Origin of the sequence: Mycobacterium gallinarum (genome assembly GCF_010726765.1) — a bacterium.
GTDB classification, from domain to species: domain Bacteria; phylum Actinomycetota; class Actinomycetes; order Mycobacteriales; family Mycobacteriaceae; genus Mycobacterium; species Mycobacterium gallinarum.
The window spans coordinates 1,384,804-1,409,811 of record NZ_AP022601.1 but is presented as its reverse complement, the minus strand read 5'-3'; the positions used below and the strand labels follow the sequence as shown (position 1 = coordinate 1,409,811).

Below are 25,008 nucleotides of genomic sequence, written 5' to 3'. Positions count from 1 at the left end.
AATTGGACACCGCGTGCGGCCGATTCATTCCCGCCTCAGCGGTTGCGGTAGGCCGACAGGATGCCTTCGAGCAGCACATCGGCCAACTCGGCCCGGCACATCAGCAGGTCAGGCAGGTACGGGTCGGCCCGGTTGTAGATCAGCGGCGAGCCGTCGAGGCGGGTCGCGTGCATGCCGGCCGCCGCCACCACACCGGCGGGTGCCGCCGAATCCCACTCCCACTGACCGCCGGCGTGCAGGTATGCGTCGACGTCGCCGCGGACCACGGCCATGGCCTTGGCGCCTGCCGACCCAATCCGCACCAGCCTGATGTCGAGCCGGTCCCGTAGCCACCACAGCACCGGTGGTGGACGGTTGGCGCTGGCCGTGATGAGGATCGGCCCCTCGGCACGGGGCGGCGGAGGGACCACCGTGTCGGTCCGGTACACCTCGCCGCGGGCGGGCAGGGCGACCGCGGCGTCGGTGATGCCGCCGCCGTTCGGGCCGTCGTTGCGTTGCCACAGTGCGATGTGCACGGCCCAGTCGGTTCGGCCGGGCATCGAGAACTCGTGGGTGCCGTCGACGGGGTCGACGATCCAGACGCGTTCGGCTTGAACACGGGAAATGTCGTCGGCCGCCTCTTCGGACAGCACCGCGTCGTCGGGACGCTCGGCCCGCAGCCGGTTGAGGATCAAGGTGTTGGCGCGCCTATCGCCCTCGTCGCCCAGTTCGTAGGGATCGTAAAAGCCGATCTCCTCACGCACCCCCAGCAGCATCTCGCCGGCGTCCTTGGCCACCTCGGCAGCAAGCGCCGCATCGGTCGCACTCACCGGCTCAGTAGATCATGAAGGTTCGACTCGGCACCGCGTTGGAATCCTCAGACTCGTCGCACGCGCCGGGTGGACTAGAACGCCGGCCACGGTATCGGGCGCCGTCGGTCCGGGGTGGGCATCACCGGATCATCAATCAGTGCAACAGTTCTCGCTTTCAGGGCGGCGATCTCACGTTCGGTGATGTGCGCACAGAGTGTGTCCGCCAAGCCATTGGCCAGCTGGTCACGCAGAGCGGCGACGGCTTCCAGGCTCTCTTCATCCACCGGCTTGCCCGCCCAGCCCCACAGCACCGTTCGGAGCTTGTCCTCGACGTGCAGGCTGACGCCGTGGTCGACGCCGTACACATGCCCGTCGACTCCGGACAGGATGTGGCCGCCCTTGCGGTCGGCGTTGTTGATCAGCACGTCGAAGATGGCCATCCGGCGTAGCCGGATGTCGTCGGCGTGCACCAGCGTCACCTCGTCGCCTGCGTAGTCGTAGGCCTGCAGGATCGGCAGGAAGCCCGGCGGAATCTGCCCGGCGGGCAACAGGTCGACGAGGTCCGGTCCCGCTTCGGGTTCATCGCCGACCTCTCCGAGGCTCTCGCCTGGTTGGTCGACCCAGAGCTGCAACATGCCCGGCCCGGCGGGGCCATCTCGAATAATGGTGTACGGCACGATGTTCCACCCCAGCGCGTCCGACACGAGGTACGCGCCGAGTTCGCGACCGGCCAGCGTCCCGTCCGGAAAGTCCCAAAGGGGCGCCTCCCCCTTGATCGGCTTGTAGACGCAATGCGCTTGCCGCTCATTGAGATGCGCCTCGCACAGGAAGGTGGCGTTGCTTGCGGAGCGGATGCGTCCGATGACGGTCAGCTCACCGCGCCGCAGCACCTCGTTGGCTTCACGAGCGGAGTCCGATCCGCTACTCGACGGCGTCATCGTCGGAACCGGTGATGGCGCCACGCAGATAACCGTTGGTGCGTACGCAGATGTGGCCCTCGGGATCGAGCGGTTCGTCGCACAGCGGGCATGGCGGACGGCCCGCCGAGATGACCCGGTTGGAGCGCGTCGCGAACTGACGCGCGGATTCCGGCGTCAGGAAGACCCGCACCGCATCGGGGCCGTCTTCCGCGTCGTCGAGCACCACGGACGCGTCGAACTCGGTCTCGGACACCGCGAGCAGTTCGACGACGACGGTCTGCGCCTCGGAGTCCCAGCCGAGCCCCATGGTCCCGACCCGGAATTCGGCGTCCACCGGGGTGATCAGCGGACTCAGGTCGTCCACCTCGCCGGTCTCGGGCGGCACCGGCGTGCCGAATCGCCGGTTGATCTCGAGCAGCAACGCGGCGATACGTTCGGCGAGCACCGCAACCTGCTGCTTCTCCAGGATCACCGACACCACCCGCTTGTCGTGAACGGCCTGCAGGTAGAAGGTCCGGTTTCCCGGTTGCCCAACGGTCCCGGCCACGAAGCGGTCGGGTGTTCGGAAGACGTGAATAGCGCGGGCCATGGCATCTCCAAAATACCGGTAACGGCCGCGTCAGCCGCAATCCCGGGGGTTCACCGGTCAGTCGGTCGAGCCACCCACGACCGCGTCTTCGGGTGGCACCTCACCGTCCTTGGACGCCTCCTGGGCCCCGTCCTTCGGCGGTTTTGCCAGCAGGCCGGCGGTCAGTTGATCACCGGTGTGGTTGACGTGGATGACGAACGGACGCATCGCCGTGTAACGGATCACACTCATCGAGGCGGGGTCCGCGGTGATCCGCTGGAAGCTGTCGAGATGCGTTCCCAGCGCGTCGGCGACGACGGCCTTGATCACGTCGCCGTGCGTACAGGCGATCCACAACACGTCACCGTCGTGCTGTTCGGCCAGCCGCCGGTCGTGCTCTCGTACCGCGCCCACAGCGCGCGCCTGGACCGCGGCGAGTCCTTCGCCGTCTGGGAACACCGCCGCGCTGGGCTGCTGCTGCACAACCGCCCACAGCGGCTCCTTGACCAATTCGCCGATCTTGCGCCCCGTCCACGCGCCGTAGTCGACCTCGGAGATGCGCTCGTCGACGACGGGATCGAGGCCCAGCACGGCAGCCAGCGGCGCGACAGTGCGTTCGCACCGCAGCAGCGGTGATCGCACGATCGCGCGGACCGGCAGAGTGCCGATGCGCGCAATCAGACCTTCAGCCTGTTCCTGGCCCTTTTCATCGAGGTCGACACCCTCGCTGCGGCCGGCGAGGGTGTGGGCGGTGTTCGAGGTCGACCGCCCGTGGCGCAGCAGGATGACCGTCATACCGCCGACACCACCCCGGTGCCGAGCAGGATCAGCACGACGGTGCCGAGCAGCACGCGGTATCCGACGAACCAGTACATGCTGTGTCGGATGAGGAAGCGCAGGAACCAGGCGACGGCGGCATAGCCGACGACCAACGCGATCACCGTTGCGACCAACAGCTGTGGACCGGTGGCGCTCATTCCCTCGCCGACCGGATGAAACGCGTCGGGTAGCGAGTACAGGCCCGACGCGAACACCGCTGGGATGGCGAGCAGGAAGCCGAAGCGTGCCGCGAGTTCACGGTCCATGCCGAGGAACAGGCCGGCGCTGATCGTTGCGCCGGATCTCGACACACCCGGAATGAGCGCAAGGCACTGCGCGAGGCCGACGATGATGCTGTCCTTCCACGTGAGCTGTTCGACCTGTCGCGCTTGACGGCCGTAGTATTCCGCCGCGGCGATGACCGCCGAGAACACGATCAACGCTATCGCGATCAACCACAGATTGCGTGCGCCCGTTCGGATTTGGTCTTTGAACAGTAGGCCGAGCACGCTGATCGGGATCGTTCCGATGATGACCCACCAGCCCAGCCAGTAGTCGGCGGTGCGGTGGGCGGTCACGAAGAGGCCGTTGAACCACGCCTTGATGATGCGGGCGATGTCACGTGCGAAGTAGATGAGCACCGCCACCTCGGTGCCGAGCTGGGTGACCGCGGTGAACGAGGCGCCGGCGTCGTCGGTGAAGAAGACCCGCGACGCGATCGCCAGGTGTCCGGACGACGACACCGGCAGGAACTCCGTCAGGCCCTGCAGGATCGCGAGAACGATCACCTGGACCCACGACATCGCCGCTACGTCCGTCACGACGACGACCGTACCGGGGGGCGGTGTCAGCGGATGGGTCGCACCGGTTGCGCTGCCGCCACCGCGTCACGGACCGCCGCCGCCAGGCTTCGCCTGTCGGAGAGGTCGATGTCGATGAGCTTGCGGGTGCCGACCGCGACAATGTCCTCGCTCTGCGGGACGGGCCCGGTCAGCCGTGGGCGGTACACCTCGATCATCAGTGACTGGCGTTCGACGTGAAATGAAAAGCTCCGGCCGTCGCCAACTTGGCCAAACCCACTAGCGTGTACACCAGTGGAAATGTCTTCGATAGCAAACTCTTGGCTTCCCAGTTCCCGGTCTGCGGCAAGGGTCATGACATTGACCATAACTCTACTCATGCCGGTGAGACAGGCGGGCGCGGGAAGCTGCCCGCAATATCTCGCTGCGGGATCTGCCTAGACTGCAGGTCGAGAGAAGATCAATTCGCACGTCCGAGAGCTACCCCTTGCCGATTCGCGTAAACAGCCAAGATCAGATTCTTCGTTTATTGGCTATCGGGCTCGCAACCGTCGGAATCTCGGCATGCGCGTCGACCCCATCCGATGCGCCTCCGCCGACTATCACCCCTGCTCAGGCAGCGGTGTCGCCGGCGGCGGCGGGTAAACCGGATGGTTCGGTGGAGCCGCTGCCCGAGCATGCGATCGCCGCGATATTCGACGCGAGAACCGCGTCGTTGGCCGTGCTCAGCCCGAAATCCGCCGAGGAGTCGGTGGTCACAGTCCTCGGCGAGTTCGACGGCTCCCGGGCGGTACCCCTGCCGGGAGACGGCACCGCGATGACCGGAGACGACGAAGGTCTGCTGTACGTAACGACGCGCGGAGGCTATTTCCGGGTCGACCTCGTCGAGGACACCGCGACGCTGGTCGATGTCGACGGGCAGCAGGACACCGACTTCACCGCGATAGCGCGCCGCGAGGACGGCAAATTGGTACTCGGCAGCGCCGACGGCACCGTCTTCACGTTGAGCTCCGACACCGCTGTCGGCGCGCAGCTGAAGATCTTCGCCCGAGTGGATGACCTTGTCACACAAGGAAATACCGCGGTGGTGCTGGACCGTGGGCAGACATCCGTCACCGCTCTGTCAGAAGACGGCGCCGAGGGTGAGCACGCACTGCGCGCCGGCGAGGGCGCGACCACGATGGCGGCGGACGACGCGGGCAGGGTTTTGGTGGCCGACACTCGCGGCGGCCAGCTACTGGTGTACGGCCTCGACCCGCTGATCCTTCGCCAGGCTTATCCGGTGCGGGACGCGCCGTATGGTCTGGCCGGAACTCCGACGCTGGCCTGGGTGTCGCAGACTGCGTCGAACGCTGTGGTTGGCTACGATCTGTCAACCGGCATCCCCGTCGAGAAGGTGCGCTATCGAACCGTGCAGCAGCCGAACTCCCTGGTATTCGATGAATCCTCCGGCACCCTGTACGTGGTGTCGGGCTCAGGGGCGGGCGTGCAGGTGATCCCGGGTGCGGCGGTGGGCTCGTGACGACGATGCAGCGCGGCCGGATGCCCGAGGGCTGGGCGGACGTGATTGCGGCTGATCTGTCCGACGATTACGAATGGATTCCGTTGCGGCTGCCGCCCGATCTGACGCGGATCAACGCCTCGACCCGCTTGTCGATCGAGGCAGAATACCGCGGATGGGAGCTGACCCGCGTGCGGCTCTATACCGATGGGTCGCGGCGGGTGCTGCTGCGCCGCAAGAAGTCTGCGGCTCGAGAAACTGTCGTCCCGGAGCAGCCCGCGCTGTGAGCCCATGATGTACCGCGCGCTGCAGCGGGTGCTGTTTCTGATCGCGCCCGAACGCATTCACACCTGGGTCTTCGCGGTGTTGCGGGCCGTCACGGCCTTGGCGGTCACGCGCCGTCCGCTGACGCGATGGCTGGCGCCCCACGACCCGGTATTGGCGAGCACGGTGTTCGGGGTTAGGTTCCCGGCTCCGCTGGGCTTGGCCGCCGGCTTCGACAAGGACGGCCGGGGGTTGAAGACCTGGGGCGCACTGGGTTTCGGTTACGCCGAGGTCGGCACGGTGACCGCGGTCGCGCAACCGGGCAACCCGCGGCCGCGGATGTTCCGGCTGCCCGAAGACCGGGCCCTGCTCAACCGGATGGGGTTCAACAACCACGGGGCCGGTGAGTTGGCCATTCAGCTCGCACGCCAAAACCCCGAGGTGCCGATCGGCGTCAACATCGGCAAGAGCAAGACCACCCCGGCCGAGTCGGCGGTCGAAGACTACGCCGAGAGCGCCCGTCTGCTAGGGCCGTTGGCGTCGTTCATAGTGGTCAACGTCAGCTCGCCGAACACGCCGGGTCTGCGCAATCTGCAGGCGGTCGAATCGCTGCGCCCCATTCTCGCGGCGGTGCGGGCGGAGACGACCACTCCCGTGCTGGTGAAGATCGCGCCCGATTTGGCCGACGAGGAGATCGACGAGATCGCTGATCTTGCAGTCGAATTGGGATTGGCCGGTATCGTCGCCACCAACACCACGGTGTCTCGAGCGGGACTGAAGTCGCCGGGAGTCGATGAGCTCGGTTCGGGCGGCATCTCCGGAGCGCCCGTCGCGCAGCGGTCGGCTGAGGTGCTGCGGCGGCTGTACCGGCGCGTGGGCGGCCAGTTGGTGCTCATCAGCGTCGGCGGCATCGAAACCGCAGAGGATGCCTGGGACCGCATCGTTTCGGGCGCATCACTGCTGCAGGGCTACACCGGCTTCATCTACGGCGGCGGGCTGTGGGCCAAGCGCATTCACGACGGCTTGGCTCACCGCCTGCACGACGGAGGGTTCGCGTCGTTGGCCGATGCTGTGGGCTCGGCCGTTCGCGAGAACTAGTTCTGTTCGTAGGTCCCGGTGATGATTGCGCGCGCGATCGCGTTCCCGAACAGGTTGAAACCGAGATAGGCGGGGGTGGCCTCCGCGGGAAGGTCAAGCTTCTCCACACCGACGGCGTGCACGGCGATGATGTAGCGGTGCATGCCATGTCCGGCCGGTGGTGCAGCGCCGATGAAGCGCTTCAGGCCTGCATCATTGGCCAAAGTGAGTGCGTCGCCAGGAAATCCGCTGGTGCTTCCGTCGCCGACCCCGGCGGGCAGGTCGGTGACGGTGGCGGGCAGGTTGGCCACTGCCCAGTGCCAGAAGCCTGACGCCGTCGGCGCGTCGGGGTCGTACATCGTTACCGCAAAACTGCGCGTCGCCTCGGGGAATCCCGACCAAGACAGTTGCGGGGACACATCCGAACCGCCTGCGCCCATGATGCCGCTGACTTGGTCGTTACCGAACGCTTGACCGTCGCTGAACGTCTCCGACGTCACCGTGAACGTCGGAAGCTGCGGCAGGAAGTCGTAGGGGTTGTAGTCAAACGCCATTTTCGATCCTTTCGAGTGGTCAGTCGTGCGGTCAGCAGTTCAGCAGTTCAGCAGGAAATGTTCTAGAACGCGGGTACCGAACGTCAATGCGTCAACGGGTACCCGTTCGTCCACGCCGTGGAACAGGGCGGCGAAGTCGAGGTCCGGCGGCAGTTTGAGCGGAGCGAAGCCGAAGCAGCGAATGCCGAGCCGCGCAAAGTGTTTCGCGTCGGTACCGCCGGACAGCATGTACGGAACTGTGCGGGCGTCGGGGTCTGCGGAAAGGATCGCGGCGTTCATCGCCTCGAGCAGCTCGCCGTCGAAGCCGGTCTCGTAGGACGGCAGGTTGGTGATCCATTCGCGGGTGACGTCGGGGCCGATGATCTCGTCGACCTCGCGTTCGAAGGCGGCCAGCCGGCCGGGCAGTACGCGGCAGTCGACGACCGCCTCGGCCGTAGCCGGGATGACGTTGGCCTTGTAGCCCGCCTTGAGCATCGTCGGGTTGGCGGTGTCACGCAGCGTCGCGCCGACGATGCGGGCGATCGGGCCGAGTTTGGCGATGGCGCCCTCGAGATCGGGTGAGGCGACGTCGAACGTGTAGCCGGTCTCGTCGGTGACGGCGGTCAGGAACTGCTCCACCGACTCGGTGAGCACCACCGGGAACTGGTGCTTGCCGAGCTTTGCGACCGCTTCGGCGACCGCGGTGACGGCGTTGTTGTCGTGGATCATCGACCCGTGGCCGGCACGCCCGCGCGCCGTCAGCCGCATCCACAGCATCGCCTTCTCGGCCGTCTCGATCAGGTACAGCGTCCGCTCACCGCCGTCACGCCGCGGGATCGTCAGCGAGAAACCGCCGACCTCGCCGATCGCCTCGGTGACGCTCTCGAACAGGTCGGGACGGTTGTCGACCAGCCACTTGCAGCCGTAGTTGCCGCCCGCCTCCTCGTCGGAGACGAAGGCGAAAACGAGGTCACGCGGGGGGACGGTGCCCGAGCGTTTGAAATGGCGGGCGACGGCGATCATCATCCCGACCATGTCTTTCATGTCGACCGCACCGCGACCCCACACGTAGCCGTCCTCGACTGCGCCCGAGAACGGATGGACGCTCCAGTCGGCGGCTTCGGCGGGCACCACGTCGAGATGCCCGTGCAGCATCAGGGCGCCGCGCTGGCGATCAGTCCCTTCCAGCCGCGCGAACACGTTGGCGCGTCCGGGGGCACCGGCTTCGATGATCTCGGTCTCGTAGCCGACTTCCTGCAGTTGTCCGGCCACCCAAGCGGCACATTCGGCCTCGCCTTTGGTGGTTTCGGGCTCACCGGTGTTCGACGTGTCGAAGCGTATGAGCGCGCTGACGAGATCAACCACCTCGGCTTCGGCTGCAGACGGAGGGCTCACAGTCACCATTCGTACCACTCGGCCTTCCCCGGGGACTCCGCCCCGCCCCAAGGTTTCCCTTGGTTTGGGTCCGGCCTGGGTGATCCGATAACCTAAGCTGCCTTCGAACTGGTCCGAGTGGCGGAATGGCAGACGCGCTAGCTTGAGGTGCTAGTGCCCTATTAACGGGCGTGGGGGTTCAAGTCCCCCCTCGGACACGTCCGGCGACACGACTTAAGTCGGCAGTCGCCGTGACTCGCCGAAGATGCGGGTCGTAGTCGAGACGCAGGCCCAAGCTTGCGTACACCTCGGCGCGCTCAGGCCCGGTTGCCGCGCCGAGGACCGCTGACAGTCCACCCAGTTCCTCGACTAACTCGCTGATCTGTGCGGCAGACATGGCGCGGGGCCGCTCCGCTCGCTCAAGACGTGCCCTCAGCTCGTCGCGCTCGGCGGTACGTTGACGCAACGCAGCCGTTAGATCCTCAACGGCCACGCCAGACTCCACGGCGGTAATCAACGCAGCCACCTTGGCATTCGCCTCGCTCAGCTGGCGCTGCAAGCCGGCGTAGCCAGGTCCGGCCGCCGGGTCCACGTCCTGCCCGCGTGCGAGGTCTTCTGGATCGGCCAGAGTTGCGATCCATTCGTCAAGTCGCGCAGTTACCTCGTCTTCACGGAGATAGACGGTGCGCGGATGATCACTCAGGTCCACAGGTACAGAACGTGACTTGCCGAACTCACAACGGTAGAGGATCCGCGTTGTTTGCTTCCCCGGTCGGGCGGCGCCCTGCATTCGCCGTCCACATGCGGCGCAGAACAGCAGCCCACGCAGCGCATACGGCACCGTCGATTCTCTGCTGCACACAAGACCCGGACCCCGCCGCGCCTGTTTCCGAAGACGAACAGTCTGCGCCAACTCATCAGGGATCAACGCTTCGTGCGTGCGTCGGTCGGGTGCGATCCAGTCGGCCTCATCGCGCCACCGCATGCGAGTCTCATACCCAGCAGCGACATCGTCGGGATTGACCAGGACCTCGTATTTCTCTTGCTTGCCCCACACACGAATACCGCGGTACACCGGGTTGTCGAGTATGGCGCGGATCGCCGAATGGGACCATCCTCGTGGGTCACGATGCCGATTCCGCGCCGGGTCGTATTGGCTCGGTGATGGCACTCCATCGTCGGTGAGCTGCTGTGCGATGTAACGCAAGCCAGCACCATCGGCATACATGCGATAGATCCGCTCGACGATCGGAGCGGTCGCGGGGTCAGGTTCCAGGCGGTGAAGCCGCTGCCCAAGACTTGCCTTGGCGGGGTTCGGGTGCGGGCCTGCATCGACGAGTCGATAACCGTACGGTGGGCGGCCACCGAGATACCTGGCGGTGTCCTGCGCGAGCGCCGACATGGCCGTACGGACGCGCATCTGGATTCGCGCGCGCTCTCCCTTGCTCATTCCGCCGAATAGCGTCATCACCAGGTCGTGCGCCTCAGAGCCGGGATCGACCGCTCCTCCGACCTCGGGCACCCACAGGCCGACCCCGTAGTGCGTGAGGACAGGAAAGGTGAGCGCGAACTGCGGCCCGTAGAACGCACGGGCGGGTTCCCCGATCACTACGGCATCGAAGCCACGATCCCTGCTGATGACATCGGCTAGGAGACGTGACGCCTCTGGCCTGCGCTTCCACGGTAACGAGCGGCTCTGTCCGACATCGAAGTAGTCAGCGGCGAGGACCCCGCCATGCGGGGTGATCAGGTCGATGGCACGCCGCTTCTGCCAACTGCGGCTCGCTTCCGGGTCTTGAGCGTCCTCGGTACTCACTCGTCCGTAGAAGGCGAACCTCAGGCTCACGCGACTCCCCTCTCCAATTCGAGCATCCGGTCCCGCACAGCCAGTATGACGTGTACCAGCGCGCGGTTGGCCTCGCGCGGGAGTCGATACTGGTTCGGCAGGTCAATTTCAACACCTCCCCCTGACATGGTCGGCGCATCGATTCGAGTGCCACAATCGGAGCGAGCACATGCTGTTCGGGGTCGGTCAGCCATCGCGTCCCCCTGGCGAATCCCAATGTTGGTGGCGGGCTTGGCGACGGACTTCCATCAGTCCGATGCGACGGGCATCGATGCGTTGGAGGGCCGCGGAGTGGACAAGAGTGCGGTCGCCGAGGCTGGTGGCGCCGGCACCGTCAAACTCCCACGCCACCAGATCATCGCCACCGGTAGAGTCGAAGTCGGTACCATGTTGGTGCCCAGCGTTTTTCAAACGTTGTTCACGCGTCCAGGTGGCGCGGCGTTCACGCAGCGCGGTCATCGTTGTGGAGTAGCGACGCGATTTGCTCGTGATGTGACCTCGGTAGCCGAGTGTGTGCAGCCACCGACCGATACCAGCCAGTCCCCTGTCGGCGAGTTGGCTGATGGTGGTCAGGATGGCCCGGACGTGATCGGTGACGTCGAGGTCGGCGATGGCCTCGGTAGAGATGCGTCGCGCGCTGATCCCGACGTCCGCTAACGATTTGGTGACGTATTTCGCGAGGTATCGGGCAACGCGGCGGCCTGCCAGCATCCGGACCTGTGACGAATCCTCCTCCACAGCACGGCTTTCCGTGCCAGCGGACCGGTTATCGATGGGCTGGGTGTCAACTTGTGTGCCGAACCTGATCACCTGTGTCGCGGCATCTGAGGTTGAGTCGGTGACCGTCACGGCCACGGTTCGGGCAGCCTGTTGGATGGTGGTGGCCAGTTCGGTCGCCGTGACGGGCGCTTGCCACTCCTGACCGCCGCAGTTATCGGTGTCGCGCGGATCGAGACGGATCACGGCATGAATATGCGGGACGAGCCGGGCTTGGAGTTCGACGACTTTGATGAAGCTAACACGCACCGTATCGGGGTCGACCCCCGAGGCGCGTAGCTCTCGGCGCAAGGTGCGTCGCAGGGTGATGGTAAACCGTCGCCACAGTTCCGGCAGATGCCAGGCGAATAGGACATGCCCGGCGTAGTCGTAGCAGTCCGCGCAGATCGGCCGTCCCACATGGGTATCACCTTCATGGTGGGTTATGTTGCACCACAGTGGTTTTCCATGTGGGCAGCGGCGGTAGCCGCCAATATGGTGGTGGTCGCGGCACACCCGGTGTCGCATATCTCCCGCACGCACGGCGGTGTGGACGGGCCCGTAGCTGGGTGCGGTGAGGGTGACGAACACCTGTGGACGATCGGCCACTGCTACAGGGATGTCGTGGTGGCCGCCGGCCATGCCAGCGTGCACGAGTAGCCACGTGTCGCGGGCGTACAGGTCTGAACACGATGGACAGATCTGGGCGCGGCGGTTGTTGCACCGTGTCCACACCACCCGATCGCGCCCGAACTCATCGGTGCCCGTAAGTTGGATGGGGTGGGCACAGAAGCCAACAGATTCCGCACGCCGCCACCATGATTCGAATCCCATCGAGGACGCGCGACGCACCATCTGGTCGACCACCGCGGTCGTGTCGATTGTGGCGGAAATCCCGGGTAACGCCAGCACAACCGCGGACGTTGCAGTAGTCACCGTTGACCCCGGTCGGTATCGCCGCGCTCGCCATTTGACTGGTTGGTGCGGTTCGCGCCACACGGTAGCCGGAATCGTGCGGCCAGATTGCTGATATCGGAGTCGGTGACGTGAAATGCTCTTACCCGCACCGGTTGACCGGTGCCATCGACCATCATGTACCCGACACCCGGCGTCGCATCAGAGATCCGGTCGCACTCCGCACCCGCATCTCGTGCTCCCTGGCCAAGAACCATCGCGGTCTGGGTAGCTTCGGTCAGCCGCAACCCGATTCGCACGGTGAACAGCTGCCGCACCGGCAGGGTGTCCTTGGCTGGGTCTTGGACCGCGGCCACTACTGAGATCCCGACGGCTCGGCCCTGAGAGAGCAGCAGGCCGAGGAGCTGTTCGATTTCGGTGCGGACCTTGCGGTCGGTCACATACGCAGTCAGTGCGGCGATTTCATCAATCACCACTACGAACAACGGCTCAGCCTGTGTGGGGGTGTGTAGGCGCGTTTTACCACGCAGCCGATTTGCCCGCGTGTGCATCACCTTCACCAGCTGGCGCAGCAACTCCAAAGTGGGGTCAGTGGCATCGTGGGTGAACACCGCGAACATCGGTGCTCCGGCTCCAAGTTCCATGCCCCCTTTGGGATCGATCACGCACAACCTCACCTGTCCGGTTCGCAAGTCGGGGGCAATGCCCGCGATCAGTGACCACAGCACGCTGCCTTTGCCTGCACCGGTCGCCCCGGCGACCAGGATATGATGCCCCAGCAGCGGCAGCTGCCACCCGCTGCGGCTTTCCATGATCCCGACCCGCACGGACGTGAGATCGACGATGGTCGCTGGCGTGGGCATCGGTAGGGCGATCGGTTCGGCGAGCACGTCGCCACGCATCAGGGTGATCCGCAGTTCTCCTGGCGCAATGGCGGTGATCGTTAGCCGATCGGCACGCCACGCCGCAGCCAGCGCCTCGGCCTGTTTGTGCCAGTCCTGCAATGACTGGCCGGTCACGACTCGCAACCGGAGCACATCGGACCGCACGCCGATCTGCACTGACTGCAGTGCCGGTGTTAGAGTCCGCTCGCCGAGCTTGGCGGTCAATCCATGCAGGGCGCACACCAAGTTCCAGCTGCGCGTGTAGCGCCACCACGTCAGCCAGCGCCGGCGCACCGGCCCGGTCACCCAAGCGTGAAACGATCGGTGATCCAGCCATGCCCACGCCATGTACCCGATGCTGACCACGGCGGCCGCGATCAGTCCTGGACGCACCCCATGAGTGATCGCCACCGCGATGCAGGCGATGATCGGGATGCTGATGGCGGGAAACAAGATCGCCCACCACAGCAGATACCCCGCCGCCTTGAACAGTGAGACGATGAGGTCTTCGATCCATTCGTCATCGCTCGACTGGGTGTTGTTGGTGCCCTTGTTGTTTGAAGCCATAACCACTACCTTCCGGCGCCGTTGTGATGTGAGGATGAATGGGTCCGGGTGGGGCGTGACACCATGCCAGTGACACGCCCCAGTCCCGTGTGCTTACTTCGGTGCGCGCGACGCCTGGTCACTCGACCCGGCCACGATCGCGGTGATGGCGTCGGCGCGGAACGCCACACCGCTGCGATCCCCCTGTGCCCACGGGATCGCCACCAATCCGGAAACCGAGACCGGTTGAGTAACAGCCAGTTTCGGGTCACCCGCGACAGTGACATTGAGTACTTCACCACCGGTGTCGTCGAGGGCGAGGAGTTGCGTCGCAAACAGCGGCAGCCCGGTGCTGGTGTCAACCTTGGGGCTGCCTGTCTCGAAATTCAGCCGGGGTTCGGGCGCCCGGGTCACGATGAACTGGGTTGCTGATGTATCGATCTTCAATCGCATTGCTGTGCTGTCCTTACTTGTTTCGTCTGCGGTCATTGGTGCCCGCGAATCCAAGAACAGCCCGTCGACAGCAACCGCCGGAAGCCACCGCCAGTAAGAGCCAGTAACAGCGCGGCACGCGCACGATCGGCTGACCTGCGCTGATGTGTGAGGCATGATCAGAAGATGGCGGCAGTCGACCCACACCATGCGCTCAACGCGCAGCGGCTCCGACGTGCCCGCCTGGAATATGGATTTAGTCTCCAAGAACTTGCGGCCGAGGTCGAAAACGTTCGCCGAATGCGCAGTGACCGCGATGTTCCACCCCGCGAATCACTGCGTCAGATGATCATCAGCATCGAACGTGGCGGCCCATTCGGGGAAATGTGGCGGGCGGACCTTGCCGCCGTTTTCGGCCGCGATCCCGACGAGATCTTCAGCGTGCCGACCCAATCACCGCTGCCACACCCGTTGCTTCTGGAATTGCCTGTCGACGAGGAAGTCTTGTCGGTCATCAGCGCGCAGCGGGCTGCACACATCGAGGCAGACCACGCCTTCGGCGCCCAGCACGCGCGGCCGTTGGTCGAGCGTGATCTCGACACCGTCGAAGCGCTGATCAAGACTGCGCCCCGCCGGCTCAAACGTGCCATGGCAGAAGCTGCGGGAACCATCGCCGAAGTAGCTGGCTGGATCGCCCAAGACCTCGGCGATCATTCGGCTGCCCAAACGCTGACGCACAAAGCGTTCTTGCATCTCAGGGCGGCCAGTCCCGAGCTGCGTGCGATGATCCTTATGCGGCAATCGAACATTCTGACGCGCAGTGACGCCAACTTGGCCGTCGACCTCGTAACCGACGCCGCCGATCTCATCGAAGGCCGCGACGCAGGGCGGCTGACGGCCAGCATCGCCCGCCAGCAGGCCCTTGCGGCCCTGCACAATGAAGACGAACGAGGCTTTTACCGCCACGCCACCGAGGCCCTCGAACTCGGCGACATCGAGCCCGTCACCAATGACCGGGCTCCATACGCCCATGCCGCTTACGTAGCCAGTGATATCGCATCCGGATATCTACGCCTCGGCCGTCCTGAGAAAGCTCTTGAGCTGCTGACCAACCACCACACCGAATGGACTTCACAACAACACCGCGACCGCGCCGTCGCCGACATGCGACTACTCCATGCCTACATCGCGATCCGCGACTATCGCCTCGCACTTGCACTAGCTGACACCGCCATCCCCGCCTACCTGTCAGCGCCATCGCAACGAGCGCGCCGACACCTCGCTCAGGCAGGCAAACTCGTCCGCGACCGTCGACGGCGAGACACGAATCCTGTCCTGCAAGAACTCGCCGCGCGCATCAAGAAAGCCACCCAAGGAGCCCATACATGAGCCGCCACATCATCCCCGACACCAACACCAAGGATCCCGCCGCCACCAACACCGTGGCAGTGCTACCGATCGGCTCCTTCGAACAGCACGGCCCCCACCTACCCCTCGGTACCGACACTTTCATCGCCTGCGCCATCGCAACGGCAATCAGCCAGCATCACGACGTTTTCCAACTGCCACCGATCACGTTCGGATGCTCCCACGAGCACGCTGCCTATCCCGGAACAGTCAGTATCAGTGCCACCACACTGGCGGCCGTCATCAACGACATCACCCAGTCACTCACCCAGCAGGCAGTACACGGACTCGTCATCGTTAACGCCCACGGCGGCAACGCCGTACTCACCAACGTCGTGCAGCAGGCCAACCAGGCCGCCACTCCGATCAACGTGGGACTCTATCCAAGTCGCGAAGACTGGACCGAAGCCCGCACCGCCGCTGGGATCACCAGCACCAACCACGACGACATGCATGCCGGCGAACTAGAAACCTCCATCCTGCTCGCCACATACCCGCGCTACCTGCGCAACGGGTGGGACACCACTGATCACAGCGCCAGCGACCGCCGCTACCTCACCACCGTCGGCATCAGCGCCTACACCCCCACCGGTGTCATCGGCTACCCGTCTCGGGCCACCGAAGCCAAAGGCCACGCCCTGCTCGATCACCTCGGCCGCAACGCCGCCGCCCTCATCACCCTGCTGACCGGAGCGCCCCAACACCAAGAGCGCCAATAACTAGGCTCTCGCGTGCAAGCCTGCGGCTACCTGCGGGCTTCACTACGCTCCCTCTGCTCCCGTCCGCTAGCGCTCCCGTCCGCGCCGGTCGCTACGCTTCGCCCTCCGTCCGCCGCTCCCCAAGCAGCCAGTAAAGTGGCTCTTCCGGATTTAGAGTGCGTCGATCTGGTGGGCGAGGTTGCCGCAATGCAGCAGTGAGCGGATTCGGTAGTGGGTGAGGTTGCGGAATCCGAGGGCGTTGCGGCGTAGGGCTTCCAGGCGGCCGTTGATGGCTTCGGTGGGGCCGTTGGAGGCGTGGTGGTCGAAGTAGGCCAGTACGTCGGAGCGGCGGCGCCACAGGGTGCGCCCGAGTTGGGCCAATTCCTCCAACTGTTCGGGAACGCCGCTGCGCAGCGTGGTGATGGTCGTGGTCATCATGGCCTTGCCGCGACGTCGGTCGGGGTGGGCGTAGGCGGCGATCATCTTCTGGTAGAAGCCCCAGCAGACCTCGACGCTGAGGTGGTTCTCGTCGGCGAAAACGGTTTCCAGCCGGGTCTTTTGGCGTGTGCTGAGCAGCGGGTAGCGGGTGCGCAGCGTGCGGCGCACCCCGTAGAGCGGATCCCCGGTGCGGCCGCGATGCCCCTGGGTCTGCTGTTGAATGCGCTGGCGGCACAAATCCAACTTCAGACCCGCCAGCGCGACGACGTGGAACGGGTCCATCACCGAGGTGGCCTCGGGAACCTGCTCGGCCGCGGCGGTCTTGTAACCGCCGAACCCGTCCATGGCAACGACCTCGATGCGATCCCGAAACGCTGGGCTTTGGGCGAGCAGCCAGGTCTTGAGCGCGGCAGCCGAACGCCCAGGGACCAGGTCGAGTAGCCGCGCCCGGCCGGTGCCCTCGAGCACCGCGGTGAGGTCCACGATGACCGTGACGTAACCGTCCTCACCGGCCCGACGGACATGGGACCAGCGGTGCTCGTCCACGCCAATCACCCGGACCCCGTCGAGCCGGCCGATGTCGGCAGCCACGATCATCCCTGTGGCGTTGACGGCGATGGTGTTCACGGTGTCCCATGACAGACCCAATTCCCGCGCGACGGCGGCAACGGTGGCCCGGTCGATCATCAGCCGGCGGCAGATGTAGCGGGCACAGCGCCGGGTGGTCGACCACCCGCGGCGCGCGAGGCGATCGGTGTTGTGGGCGAACACTTCCCGCTCGCAGTCGGCGGCCACGCACCGATAGCGCGGTACCCGAACGTGCAGTCGTAGCGGATGCCCGACCACGGGCACATCGGTGACCCGGCGGATCACGGTGTCGCGGTAGACGCCGTCGACACCACACCCGGGGCACTGCCGTCGGCCGTCGTCGAGCAGATTGCAGAACACCACCGTGGCCTCGGCGTCGACGGCGGCATCGGTGATCGTCACCCCGAGTTCGACCGTGCGCACGATCGTGTCGGCGACAACAGCAGCAGGCAACGACGTAGAGTCAGGCACAGGGCTCCCCGGTGGCAGATCTGCAATGGTGTGAGAACCTGCATCCTCTGCCTGCCGGGGCCCGTTTCAGCTCACCGACACGACCTGCAATCGCGGCTAACCGCCACGCTCACCTGCACTCCATTTCCGGAAGACCCAGTAAAGTGAGCGCGCTCTGATCGGATCAATCACTGGCAGCAGGCAGTGACTTCGAACAGCACGGCTTCCGCATAGTGCCAACGCTGTCCTCGGCCAACCCGGCCGGCCCCCGTTGACCCAGCCGCGACTACATCCGTGCCGGCGGGCGCGGACAACGCCTGACCTGCGGTGTGAGAACTTTCTTTACTGGGATCAAGTAGCTAGAGTCCGATACGCTTGGCGATGATCTCGTTCATGATTTCGTTGGTGCCGCCGCCTATTCCGAGAATCCGGCAGTCTCGATAGTGTCTCTCGATCTCAGACTCACGCATGTAGCCCATCCCACCGAAGATCTGAACCGCCTCGTTGACCACGTAGTCGCACGCATACACAGCGGTGTTCTTGGCCATCGACACCTCGGCAACAACATCCTCCCCCGCTAGCCACCTATGCATGACCGCACGGGTGTAGGTGCACGCCACGTCGACCTGTCGAGCCATCTCGGCAAGCTTATGGCGAATGACCTGGCGCCCCGTCAAGGGTCTACCGAACGTTTCACGCTCCCGCGCCCAACTCTTGGCGAGATCGAGAGCCCGACCCGCCGTCGCGTACGCCTGGACAGCGATGCCGAGCCGTTCAGCCTGAAATTGCTGCATGATCTGCAAAAACCCGCTGTTCGCTGCCCCCACCAGGTTCTCAGCCGGTACGCGAACGTCGACGAAAGACAACTCGGCGGTGTCGCTACATCGCCATCCCATCTTGTCCAATCGGCGGGACACTTCGAATCCAGGCGAATTCTTGTCGATCACGAGCAATGAAACTCCACCGTAACCCGGTCCGCCGGTGCGTACCGCCGTAGTAACGAAGTCCGCCCGAACTCCGCTGGTGATGAACGTCTTTGCTCCGTTGACCACGTAGGTGTCGCCGTCGCGCACTGCGCGTGTGCGCAAATTCGCGACATCTGAACCTGCCCCAGGCTCGGTAACGCCCAGCGAGCCGATCATCTTTCCTGCGAGCGTCGGACGGACATATCGTTCAATCAGGGCTTCGGAGCCATTGGCGGCAATGTGGGGAAGGGCAATGCCATGGGTGAACAAGGCGGCGCAGACGCCAGTGGACCCACCTGCGGCCAGGATGGCCTCAGTGACCAGTGCAGAGTCAATCGCGTTGCCGCCGCTGCCGCCGACTTCTTCCGGGAACCCGATTCCGAGAAGCCCCACCTCGGCAGCATTGAGGTGCAGGTCGCGTGGAATCTCACCCACCTGCTCCCATTGCGCTAGCTTCGGCGCGATTTCACGTTCGACGAAAGACCGCGCCATCTGACTCAGCGCTCGTCGCTCCGGCGTGGTCCACACCTCCGGGGCGACAACGAAACGAGCTGCCCCATCCTCGCTTGCCATGGTCGTGCCAGCGTCCGTCATCTCAGCCTCCGAGAGAATTTGATGGATGATTGATTACGAGGTGTCTAATAACTTGCCGTCCTCAGGACGGGAAAGGAGGACGCGACGCGCAGCAGCCTAAGCGGTTCGGCGGCGTGTAATCTGCAGCGGCGCAAGGACATGAACACGAGCAGTGGAGCATGGTTCTCTTCAGAACCGGACGAGCCCTCGAATGTTTTTTCCTGAACGCATATCCTGGTAGCCCTCATTGATTTGGTCGAGGGAGTATTCGCGGGTGACCAACTCGTCGAGCTTCAACAGCCCGGCGGAGTAAAGCTCGACCAGCCGCGGAATATCGTGTGGCGCATTGGATGAGCCATACAAAGCGCCACGAATCTGCTTCTCGTAAAGCGTCATCTCCAGCAGTGACCCTGAGATCGACGACTCGTCGGGATGCCCGATGGCCGTAACCACGACGCGTCCGCGCTTTCCGACCAAGGCCAGCGCTTCGGCGGTATAAGAGGCCTCAGCCACATCAGTGGTGAGGATGCAGACATCGGCCAGCTTGCCCAGCGTCATATCGCTGACCAGCGACCAAGCTTCATCCATCGAGGCGGCGGCATGCGTCGCGCCGAACCCGCTCGCTTGCTCTCGCTTGAACTTCACCGGATCGACCGCCACAATTGCTAGCGCCCCCGCGATTCGCGCGCCCTGAATCGCATTCATTCCGATTCCGCCTGCTCCCACTACCACGACGGTGTCCCCGGCGCGCACCTCCCCAGTCCGCACCGCAGATCCGTAGCCGGTCGTGACGCCGCAACCGATCAAGGCTGCCCGATCCAGAGGGATTCCGCCGTCAATCTTGACCACGGATGCCTGCGGCACCACTGTGTACTCGGAAAACGTTCCGAGCAAACACATCTGCCCGACGTCCTCGCCTCGTGCGTGAAAGCGATAGGTGCCGTCGATCTGCGGTCCCATCATCAGCGCCGCTCCCAAATCACAGAGATTGCCCATGCCGCGCGCGCAGTAGGAGCAGCGCCCGCACGAGGGAAGGAAGGTCAAGATGACAGAATCACCTTCGGACAGATCCTCAACCCCTTCACCGCACTCCACGACTGTGCCAGCACCCTCATGGCCCCCTACTACCGGCAATGGGATCGGGAGGTCGCCGGTCACCAGATGTTCGTCGGAATGGCACAAGCCGGTGGCCGCCAGCCGCACGAGGACCTCCCCGGGACCTGGCGGATCCAACTCGACTTCTTCGACCTCCCACTTCTGCTCCAAGCCCCACAAAACAGCGGCACGTGTCTTCATGCTGAAATCCCTTCTATCTAATGACGCTTCTGAAGTAGTTATCCCGACCGCGCACGGTGGTCGCGAGAACTGTCCTGTAGGACGTCCCGGCATATCGCCTATAGGCCGCGGCGGCCGCTCGCCCGCACCCGGGCTCGTACCGGACTGACATCACACATCGAGCAGGTCGTGACGCTTGTCGGCTTCGAGGATTGCCCGATATTCTGGAAAAAGGTTTTTCGCCTGCGGTATGAGCTTGATCAGTTTCGTGACAGGACCTTTCGCTCGTACAGTTCCTTTGGCCATCGCCATGGTCAAGTTCACCTTCCCCAACCAGAACCTGTTACCGGTATCCGCGGACATGAACAATTCGACATTCGGTGTAACGCCACTGTCCGCGCCGGTCTCTATCACCTTCTTCGGCATATCCACGGTTACTACCGCATCCGGATCGGTGTAGTGGATCCGCAACACCACCCCGGACCCGGCAAGTCTGTTCGCAAGGTCTTCGTTCTCCAAACCTCGTCGAAAGATGCCGGCGAGGTAGCGGTAAACCTCTTCCGCATCAGCGAAGACAGCCATCGTGAATCTCCATTCTGTTGACGCAATCCAAGCACTCACAAAGAAATCCGTTGAGTCGCACCCAGTTTGATTTCCTCCGCAGGCAATCAGAAATCATAGGGGTAGATTTCCTGCCTCCCTCAGCGCCTGCGCGAGTCGACGTTCGGTTTGCGGCAACTGCGCAGCGAGGGACGCCGCGCCACTCGCTCGCGAGCGCGGATCTGCACCGCGTTCGTAAGCGGTGTGCGCAACAGCGGTCCACAACTCAGATGCGGACTTCGCAGCCTCCGCTGCTCGGAACGCAGGTTCGAAACTCAACTCTTCAGCGACGCGCCGACATCCACGTGCCTGCAGATCTCGGAACAGACCGCCTCCGGTTCCAGCCTTTTCGATGAAGGCGCTCAGCGCAAACAAGGCACCGTCGAGGGTGTCGTCGTCAAAGATCTCCGGCCACCGCTTGAGGTCCTCCACAAACGTCGACACCCCTGGTAACCCACGCACCTGAATTTCACAATCGGAGCCCTCGGTGATCGGCGCGCTCACAAACGAACCCTGCATCGCGTCCGCGGACCTGCGGAAGGCCGACTGGGCAGCATTGCCGAGATCTGGTGCCGCACGGGGCCACTCGACCACGTAGGTGGTGTGCCGCGTGGGGACGGGAAATCCCGTCGATGCCCGTGCCTTCCGTAAATTCTCATAAGGCACGGCTTGAGGTGTATCGCGATCGTTATCGACCACGAACGCGAGTTCCTCGTCGTCGTCGTACCCTACGATCACGACATCGTGCCGGCTCATACTCAGACGTGTTCTCAGATAGGGCAATTCGGCGATGTCAGTCCACACCATGACTGGCGTACCGGCATCGATCTGTTCGGTCACCCATTTCCAACCGAGATCGGGGTCGTCTGTCGAACGGCACTCGAAGCGCGCGCCCAACCGGGTCAAGTATTCGTCTTCGAGGTCCGCGCTGCGTCCAACGAGGTAGATCGGTGGACGTAGGTGCGCCGAGCGAACATACGAGAAGTCGAGGGCCCCGCCGAGGGCAAACACGATACCTTCGTCCGGGGTGTCATCACACCAACGGATCCCCGCCCATTCGGTCAAATCCCGAAGGGCACCCGATCCGCAATGGCCGCCCATGTCGTGGCGATACGGCACCACCATCGATGCCATCAATCCTCCTCCAGGTGACTAACGTGCAGGCGGCAACTCATCTGAGTCATAGGGAACGCGAGATGATTTCCTTCATCACCTCGTTCGTGCCGGCATAGATCTTTTGCACGCGCTGGTCCACCCACAATCTGGAGATGGGGTACTCGGTCATGTAGCCATATCCGCCGTGAAGCTGCATACAGTCATCGAGTACCTTCATCGCTCGTTCAGTGGTCCACCACTTCGCCATGGCGACGGTCTGCACGTCGAGTTGACCCGCAAGGTGCAGGTCGATGCAGTAGTCGAGGAACACTCGCGCGATGCGCGTTTCGGTCGCGGCTTCAGCCAGCGTGAACTTGGTGTTCTGAAAGCCAAAGACGGGCCGACCAAACGCCTCCCGCTCACGCGTGTACTTGAGCGTCTGCTCCAGGGCAAGTTCCATCGCTGCGACAGCCCCCACCGCGACGATCAGTCGCTCTTGTGGCAGCTGCGTCATCAGCTGAATGAAGCCCTGTCCCTCAGCCTGGCCCAGTAGATGCGAGCGCGGAACTCTCACCTCATCGAAGAACAACTCGGAGGTGTCCTGGCCGCGCTGGCCGATTTTGTCGAGAACCTTGCCACGCCGGAATCCCGCCCGGTCAGCCTCGACAGCGATCAAAGAGATGCCCGCAGCGCCCTGGCTCGGATCTGTCTTGGCAACAACGATGATGAGGTCGGCCTGTTGGCCGTTGGTGATGAAAGTCTTGGAGCCGGTGATCACGTACTCGTCACCGTCAAGGAGGGCCCTTGTCTTGACGCTCTGGAGATCGGACCCGGTCCCCGGTTCTGTCATGGCTATCGCCCCGATCATTTCACCGGACGCCATCTTGGGAAGCCACTTCGCGCGCAACTCTTCAGTCGCGTACTGCAGGATGTAGTGGGCCACGATTCCGCTGTGCAGTCCCGCGCCCCATGAGCTGTCACCGATGCGGGCCTGCTCTTCGAGCACGACCGCTTCGTGCGCGAAAGTGCCACCGCCTCCACCGTATTCCTCAGGTATAGACATGCAGAGCAGGCCCAGCTCGCCCGCTCGGTTCCACAGTTCTCGGTCGACGTGGTGCTGGTCTGCAAAGCGTTGCGCATGCGGCGCCAATTCGGCCGAGAAGAACTTCGCAGCGAGGTCACGAAGCTCGAGTAATTCGGCATTCATCCAGGGAGAGATTGGGGAGGACATAATTACCTTCCGACTGTTGGAATTCCAGGGATTTGACGTTATGACGTTTCGATTTCGATGAGGTATTCACCGGCAGAGTGGCGCGCACGGATGGCCTTTTTGTCGTACTTTCCGACGCTCGTCCTCGGAATATCGGACACGAAGCTCCATCGCTCAGGAATCCACCATTTGGCGACTTTGCCCGAAAGGAACGATCGGAGTTGGTCAATGTCAACGTCGGTTCCGGGGTGGACGACGACAAGCGCCAACGGCCGTTCCTGCCATTTATCGTCCGCGACGCCGACTACCGCCGCTTCGTACACGGCAGGGTGCCCGATCAGCGTGTTCTCCAGCTCCACCGTGGAGATCCATTCGCCACCTGACTTGATGACGTCTTTCGAGCGGTCGGTCAGTGTCAGATAGCCCTCGGCGTCGATCCTGCCCACATCACCGGTACGCAACCATCCTTCGTCGAACTTCTCCGTATCGTTGTCTCCGAAATAAGAACCGGTAATCCAAGGGCCACGCGCCTGAATTTCCCCAACTGATTGCCCGTCCCACGGCACGTCTTTCCCGTCGTCGTCCCGCAACCGGATTTCGACACCGCAGATCGGCCGGCCCTGGGATGCGCGCATCTCCCATCGTCGCGTCGCGTCGGCTCTGCTAGCCGGACGTGCAACGGTCGCCAGCGGAGAGGTTTCGGTCATACCCCATGCCTGCACAATGGGCACGTTGTACTTCTCTTCGAACGCCCGCATCAAGGAAAGCGGAACAGCAGATCCCCCGCACGCGACCAGCCGTAGCGAAGAAATGTCCCGCCCAGGGTGCGAATCCAGATATCGGTCGACGTCGTTCCAGATCGTCGGCACTGCACCGGCCACGGTCGGCCTGGTGTCTTCGATGATCGACACCAACGGTTCGGCTTGGAGATACCGGTCAGGCAGCACCAGATCCGCACCGGACATCAACGCTGCGTAGATAAGCCCCCACGCATTGGCGTGAAACATTGGGACGATGGCCAGGACACGGTCGGCCTCGCTGACTGACAAAGCGTTAGCTGTGCAGGCGGTCAAGGAGTGAAGGTACGTCGAACGGTGGCTGTAGACGACGCCTTTGGGATCTCCGGTGGTGCCGCTCGTATAACACATGGCCGCGGCCGACAGCTCATCGAGCCGAGGCCATTCAAATGACTCTTCCTGGCCGGCAAGTACTTTCTCGTAACGCAGAACGGTCTTCCCGCATCCCTGTAGCGGGGCAAGGTCGCCCTCTCCGGTGACGATGACGGTGTGCACCGACGCCATCGCTGGGAGCGCGCGCGCCAACAACGGGGCAACCGAACCGTCGACTAGGACGATCTGATCGCTCGCGTGGTTGGCGATGTACGCGAGTTGCTCCGGGGCCAAACGAATGTTGAGCGTGTGCAGGACCGCTCCCATGGAGGGAATCGCACAGTAGGCCTCCAGATGTTCCTGGTTGCTCCACTGGAAGGTGGCCACGCGTTGGTCTGCCGTGACGCCAAGGCTGCGCAGTGCGTTGGCGAGTCGAGCTACGCGCGGCAGCACACCGCGGTAGGGCGTCCTACGATACCCATCTCCGGTCGGAGTGATGACCTCGCTGTCACCGTGTATGGCTGCCGCATGCTGGACGATCGCCGACACCGTGAGGGGAACATTTTGCATTGTG

The 25,008-nt window shown here is 63.9% G+C and carries 24 protein-coding genes and 1 tRNA gene; 6 read left to right on the top strand and 19 right to left on the bottom strand.

All coding sequences use genetic code 11. The features are described 5' to 3' along the window. Nucleotides 1-35 precede the first annotated feature (35 nt). From G6N42_RS07020 to G6N42_RS06995, 6 genes are all read right to left on the bottom strand, one after another. On the bottom strand, nucleotides 36-809 hold the full coding sequence (locus G6N42_RS07020; protein WP_163727797.1) for a 3'(2'),5'-bisphosphate nucleotidase CysQ: 774 nt from the start codon (nucleotides 807-809) through the stop codon (nucleotides 36-38). 74 nt (nucleotides 810-883) lie between these two features. Then, complete coding sequence (locus G6N42_RS07015; protein ID WP_174262225.1) at nucleotides 884-1,729, bottom strand: SCO1664 family protein; 846 nt, start codon at nucleotides 1,727-1,729, stop codon at nucleotides 884-886. Next, nucleotides 1,713-2,300, bottom strand: coding sequence for a DUF3090 domain-containing protein (locus tag G6N42_RS07010; RefSeq protein ID WP_083123296.1), 588 nt, complete (start codon nucleotides 2,298-2,300; stop codon nucleotides 1,713-1,715). The genes G6N42_RS07015 and G6N42_RS07010 overlap by 17 nt, the downstream gene beginning before the upstream one ends. Nucleotides 2,301-2,357: 57 nt before the next feature. Then, nucleotides 2,358-3,074: a histidine phosphatase family protein gene (locus G6N42_RS07005; protein WP_163727793.1), complete on the bottom strand. Its 717-nt coding sequence runs from the start codon at nucleotides 3,072-3,074 to the stop codon at nucleotides 2,358-2,360. Continuing rightward, on the bottom strand, nucleotides 3,071-3,901 hold the full coding sequence (locus tag G6N42_RS07000; RefSeq protein ID WP_163737091.1) for an undecaprenyl-diphosphate phosphatase: 831 nt from the start codon (nucleotides 3,899-3,901) through the stop codon (nucleotides 3,071-3,073). The genes G6N42_RS07005 and G6N42_RS07000 overlap by 4 nt, the downstream gene beginning before the upstream one ends. Before the next feature lie 44 nt (nucleotides 3,902-3,945). Continuing rightward, nucleotides 3,946-4,254 carry a hypothetical protein gene (locus G6N42_RS06995; protein ID WP_163727790.1) on the bottom strand — a complete coding sequence of 103 codons (309 nt, stop codon included), beginning with the start codon at nucleotides 4,252-4,254 and terminating at the stop codon, nucleotides 3,946-3,948. A gap of 131 nt (nucleotides 4,255-4,385) precedes the next feature. Here G6N42_RS06995 and G6N42_RS06990 point away from each other — a divergent pair, with 131 nt between their 5' ends. The 3 genes from G6N42_RS06990 to G6N42_RS06980 are packed head-to-tail and all read left to right on the top strand — an operon-like array spanning nucleotide 4,386 to nucleotide 6,761. Continuing rightward, nucleotides 4,386-5,420: a YncE family protein gene (locus G6N42_RS06990; protein ID WP_163727787.1), complete on the top strand. Its 1,035-nt coding sequence runs from the start codon at nucleotides 4,386-4,388 to the stop codon at nucleotides 5,418-5,420. A gap of 5 nt (nucleotides 5,421-5,425) precedes the next feature. Beyond that, nucleotides 5,426-5,686: a DUF5703 family protein gene (locus G6N42_RS06985; RefSeq protein ID WP_174262224.1), complete on the top strand. Its 261-nt coding sequence runs from the start codon at nucleotides 5,426-5,428 to the stop codon at nucleotides 5,684-5,686. Nucleotides 5,687-5,693: 7 nt separating this feature from the next. Then, nucleotides 5,694-6,761, top strand: coding sequence for a quinone-dependent dihydroorotate dehydrogenase (locus G6N42_RS06980; RefSeq protein WP_163737089.1), 1,068 nt, complete (start codon nucleotides 5,694-5,696; stop codon nucleotides 6,759-6,761). Here the strand turns inward: G6N42_RS06980 and G6N42_RS06975 are convergent. Together G6N42_RS06975 and G6N42_RS06970 are read right to left on the bottom strand one after the other, a co-directional pair. Then, nucleotides 6,758-7,294 (bottom strand): YbhB/YbcL family Raf kinase inhibitor-like protein, encoded by a 537-nt coding sequence (locus tag G6N42_RS06975; protein ID WP_163727781.1) that lies wholly within the window; start codon nucleotides 7,292-7,294, stop codon nucleotides 6,758-6,760. The genes G6N42_RS06980 and G6N42_RS06975 overlap by 4 nt on opposite strands. A gap of 39 nt (nucleotides 7,295-7,333) precedes the next feature. Beyond that, a complete protein-coding gene (locus G6N42_RS06970) occupies nucleotides 7,334-8,677 on the bottom strand; it encodes a M20/M25/M40 family metallo-hydrolase (RefSeq protein WP_163727776.1) in 1,344 nt (447 codons plus the stop codon). 102 nt (nucleotides 8,678-8,779) lie between these two features. Between G6N42_RS06970 and G6N42_RS06965 the strand changes: the two genes are divergently transcribed. After that, a tRNA-Leu gene (locus G6N42_RS06965) sits at nucleotides 8,780-8,865 on the top strand. Here the strand turns inward: G6N42_RS06965 and G6N42_RS06960 are convergent. From G6N42_RS06960 to G6N42_RS06945, 4 genes are all read right to left on the bottom strand, one after another. Further along, entirely contained in the window at nucleotides 8,847-10,493 is a 1,647-nt protein-coding gene (locus G6N42_RS06960; RefSeq protein WP_014213361.1) for a recombinase family protein, read from the bottom strand. The genes G6N42_RS06965 and G6N42_RS06960 overlap by 19 nt on opposite strands. A 186-nt stretch (nucleotides 10,494-10,679) precedes the next feature. Next, a complete protein-coding gene (locus G6N42_RS06955) occupies nucleotides 10,680-12,104 on the bottom strand; it encodes a replication initiator (RefSeq protein ID WP_232076495.1) in 1,425 nt (474 codons plus the stop codon). 77 nt (nucleotides 12,105-12,181) lie between these two features. Then, complete coding sequence (locus G6N42_RS06950; RefSeq protein ID WP_163727773.1) at nucleotides 12,182-13,615, bottom strand: FtsK/SpoIIIE domain-containing protein; 1,434 nt, start codon at nucleotides 13,613-13,615, stop codon at nucleotides 12,182-12,184. 93 nt (nucleotides 13,616-13,708) lie between these two features. Beyond that, complete coding sequence (locus G6N42_RS06945) at nucleotides 13,709-14,047, bottom strand: SCO3933 family regulatory protein (protein ID WP_014213364.1); 339 nt, start codon at nucleotides 14,045-14,047, stop codon at nucleotides 13,709-13,711. 279 nt (nucleotides 14,048-14,326) lie between these two features. Here G6N42_RS06945 and G6N42_RS06940 point away from each other — a divergent pair, with 279 nt between their 5' ends. Next, nucleotides 14,327-15,415 (top strand): NsdA family TPR-like regulatory protein, encoded by a 1,089-nt coding sequence (locus G6N42_RS06940; RefSeq protein ID WP_232076095.1) that lies wholly within the window; start codon nucleotides 14,327-14,329, stop codon nucleotides 15,413-15,415. Next, complete coding sequence (locus G6N42_RS06935) at nucleotides 15,412-16,152, top strand: creatininase family protein (RefSeq protein WP_014213366.1); 741 nt, start codon at nucleotides 15,412-15,414, stop codon at nucleotides 16,150-16,152. The genes G6N42_RS06940 and G6N42_RS06935 overlap by 4 nt, the downstream gene beginning before the upstream one ends. 150 nt (nucleotides 16,153-16,302) lie before the next feature. On the opposite strand, the gene G6N42_RS06930 is transcribed toward G6N42_RS06935, so the two are convergent. The 7 genes from G6N42_RS06930 to G6N42_RS06900 all read right to left on the bottom strand — a co-directional run bounded on the left by G6N42_RS06930 (nucleotide 16,303) and on the right by G6N42_RS06900 (nucleotide 25,004). Then, nucleotides 16,303-17,610: an ISL3 family transposase gene (locus G6N42_RS06930; RefSeq protein WP_041302566.1), complete on the bottom strand. Its 1,308-nt coding sequence runs from the start codon at nucleotides 17,608-17,610 to the stop codon at nucleotides 16,303-16,305. Nucleotides 17,611-17,966: 356 nt separating this feature from the next. Continuing rightward, a complete protein-coding gene (locus G6N42_RS06925) occupies nucleotides 17,967-19,166 on the bottom strand; it encodes an acyl-CoA dehydrogenase family protein (RefSeq protein WP_014213368.1) in 1,200 nt (399 codons plus the stop codon). A 168-nt stretch (nucleotides 19,167-19,334) separates the two neighbouring features. After that, on the bottom strand, nucleotides 19,335-20,441 hold the full coding sequence (locus tag G6N42_RS06920; RefSeq protein WP_014213369.1) for an NDMA-dependent alcohol dehydrogenase: 1,107 nt from the start codon (nucleotides 20,439-20,441) through the stop codon (nucleotides 19,335-19,337). 150 nt (nucleotides 20,442-20,591) lie between these two features. Continuing rightward, nucleotides 20,592-21,002, bottom strand: a complete 411-nt coding sequence (locus G6N42_RS06915) for an SCP2 sterol-binding domain-containing protein (protein ID WP_005061088.1) — start codon at nucleotides 21,000-21,002, stop codon at nucleotides 20,592-20,594. A 93-nt stretch (nucleotides 21,003-21,095) separates the two neighbouring features. Further along, nucleotides 21,096-22,154, bottom strand: coding sequence for a BtrH N-terminal domain-containing protein (locus tag G6N42_RS06910; protein WP_014213370.1), 1,059 nt, complete (start codon nucleotides 22,152-22,154; stop codon nucleotides 21,096-21,098). Nucleotides 22,155-22,200: 46 nt separating this feature from the next. After that, complete coding sequence (locus tag G6N42_RS06905; protein WP_014213371.1) at nucleotides 22,201-23,346, bottom strand: acyl-CoA dehydrogenase family protein; 1,146 nt, start codon at nucleotides 23,344-23,346, stop codon at nucleotides 22,201-22,203. 38 nt (nucleotides 23,347-23,384) lie between these two features. Then, a complete protein-coding gene (locus tag G6N42_RS06900; protein WP_174262026.1) occupies nucleotides 23,385-25,004 on the bottom strand; it encodes a fatty acid--CoA ligase in 1,620 nt (539 codons plus the stop codon). Nucleotides 25,005-25,008 lie beyond the last annotated feature (4 nt).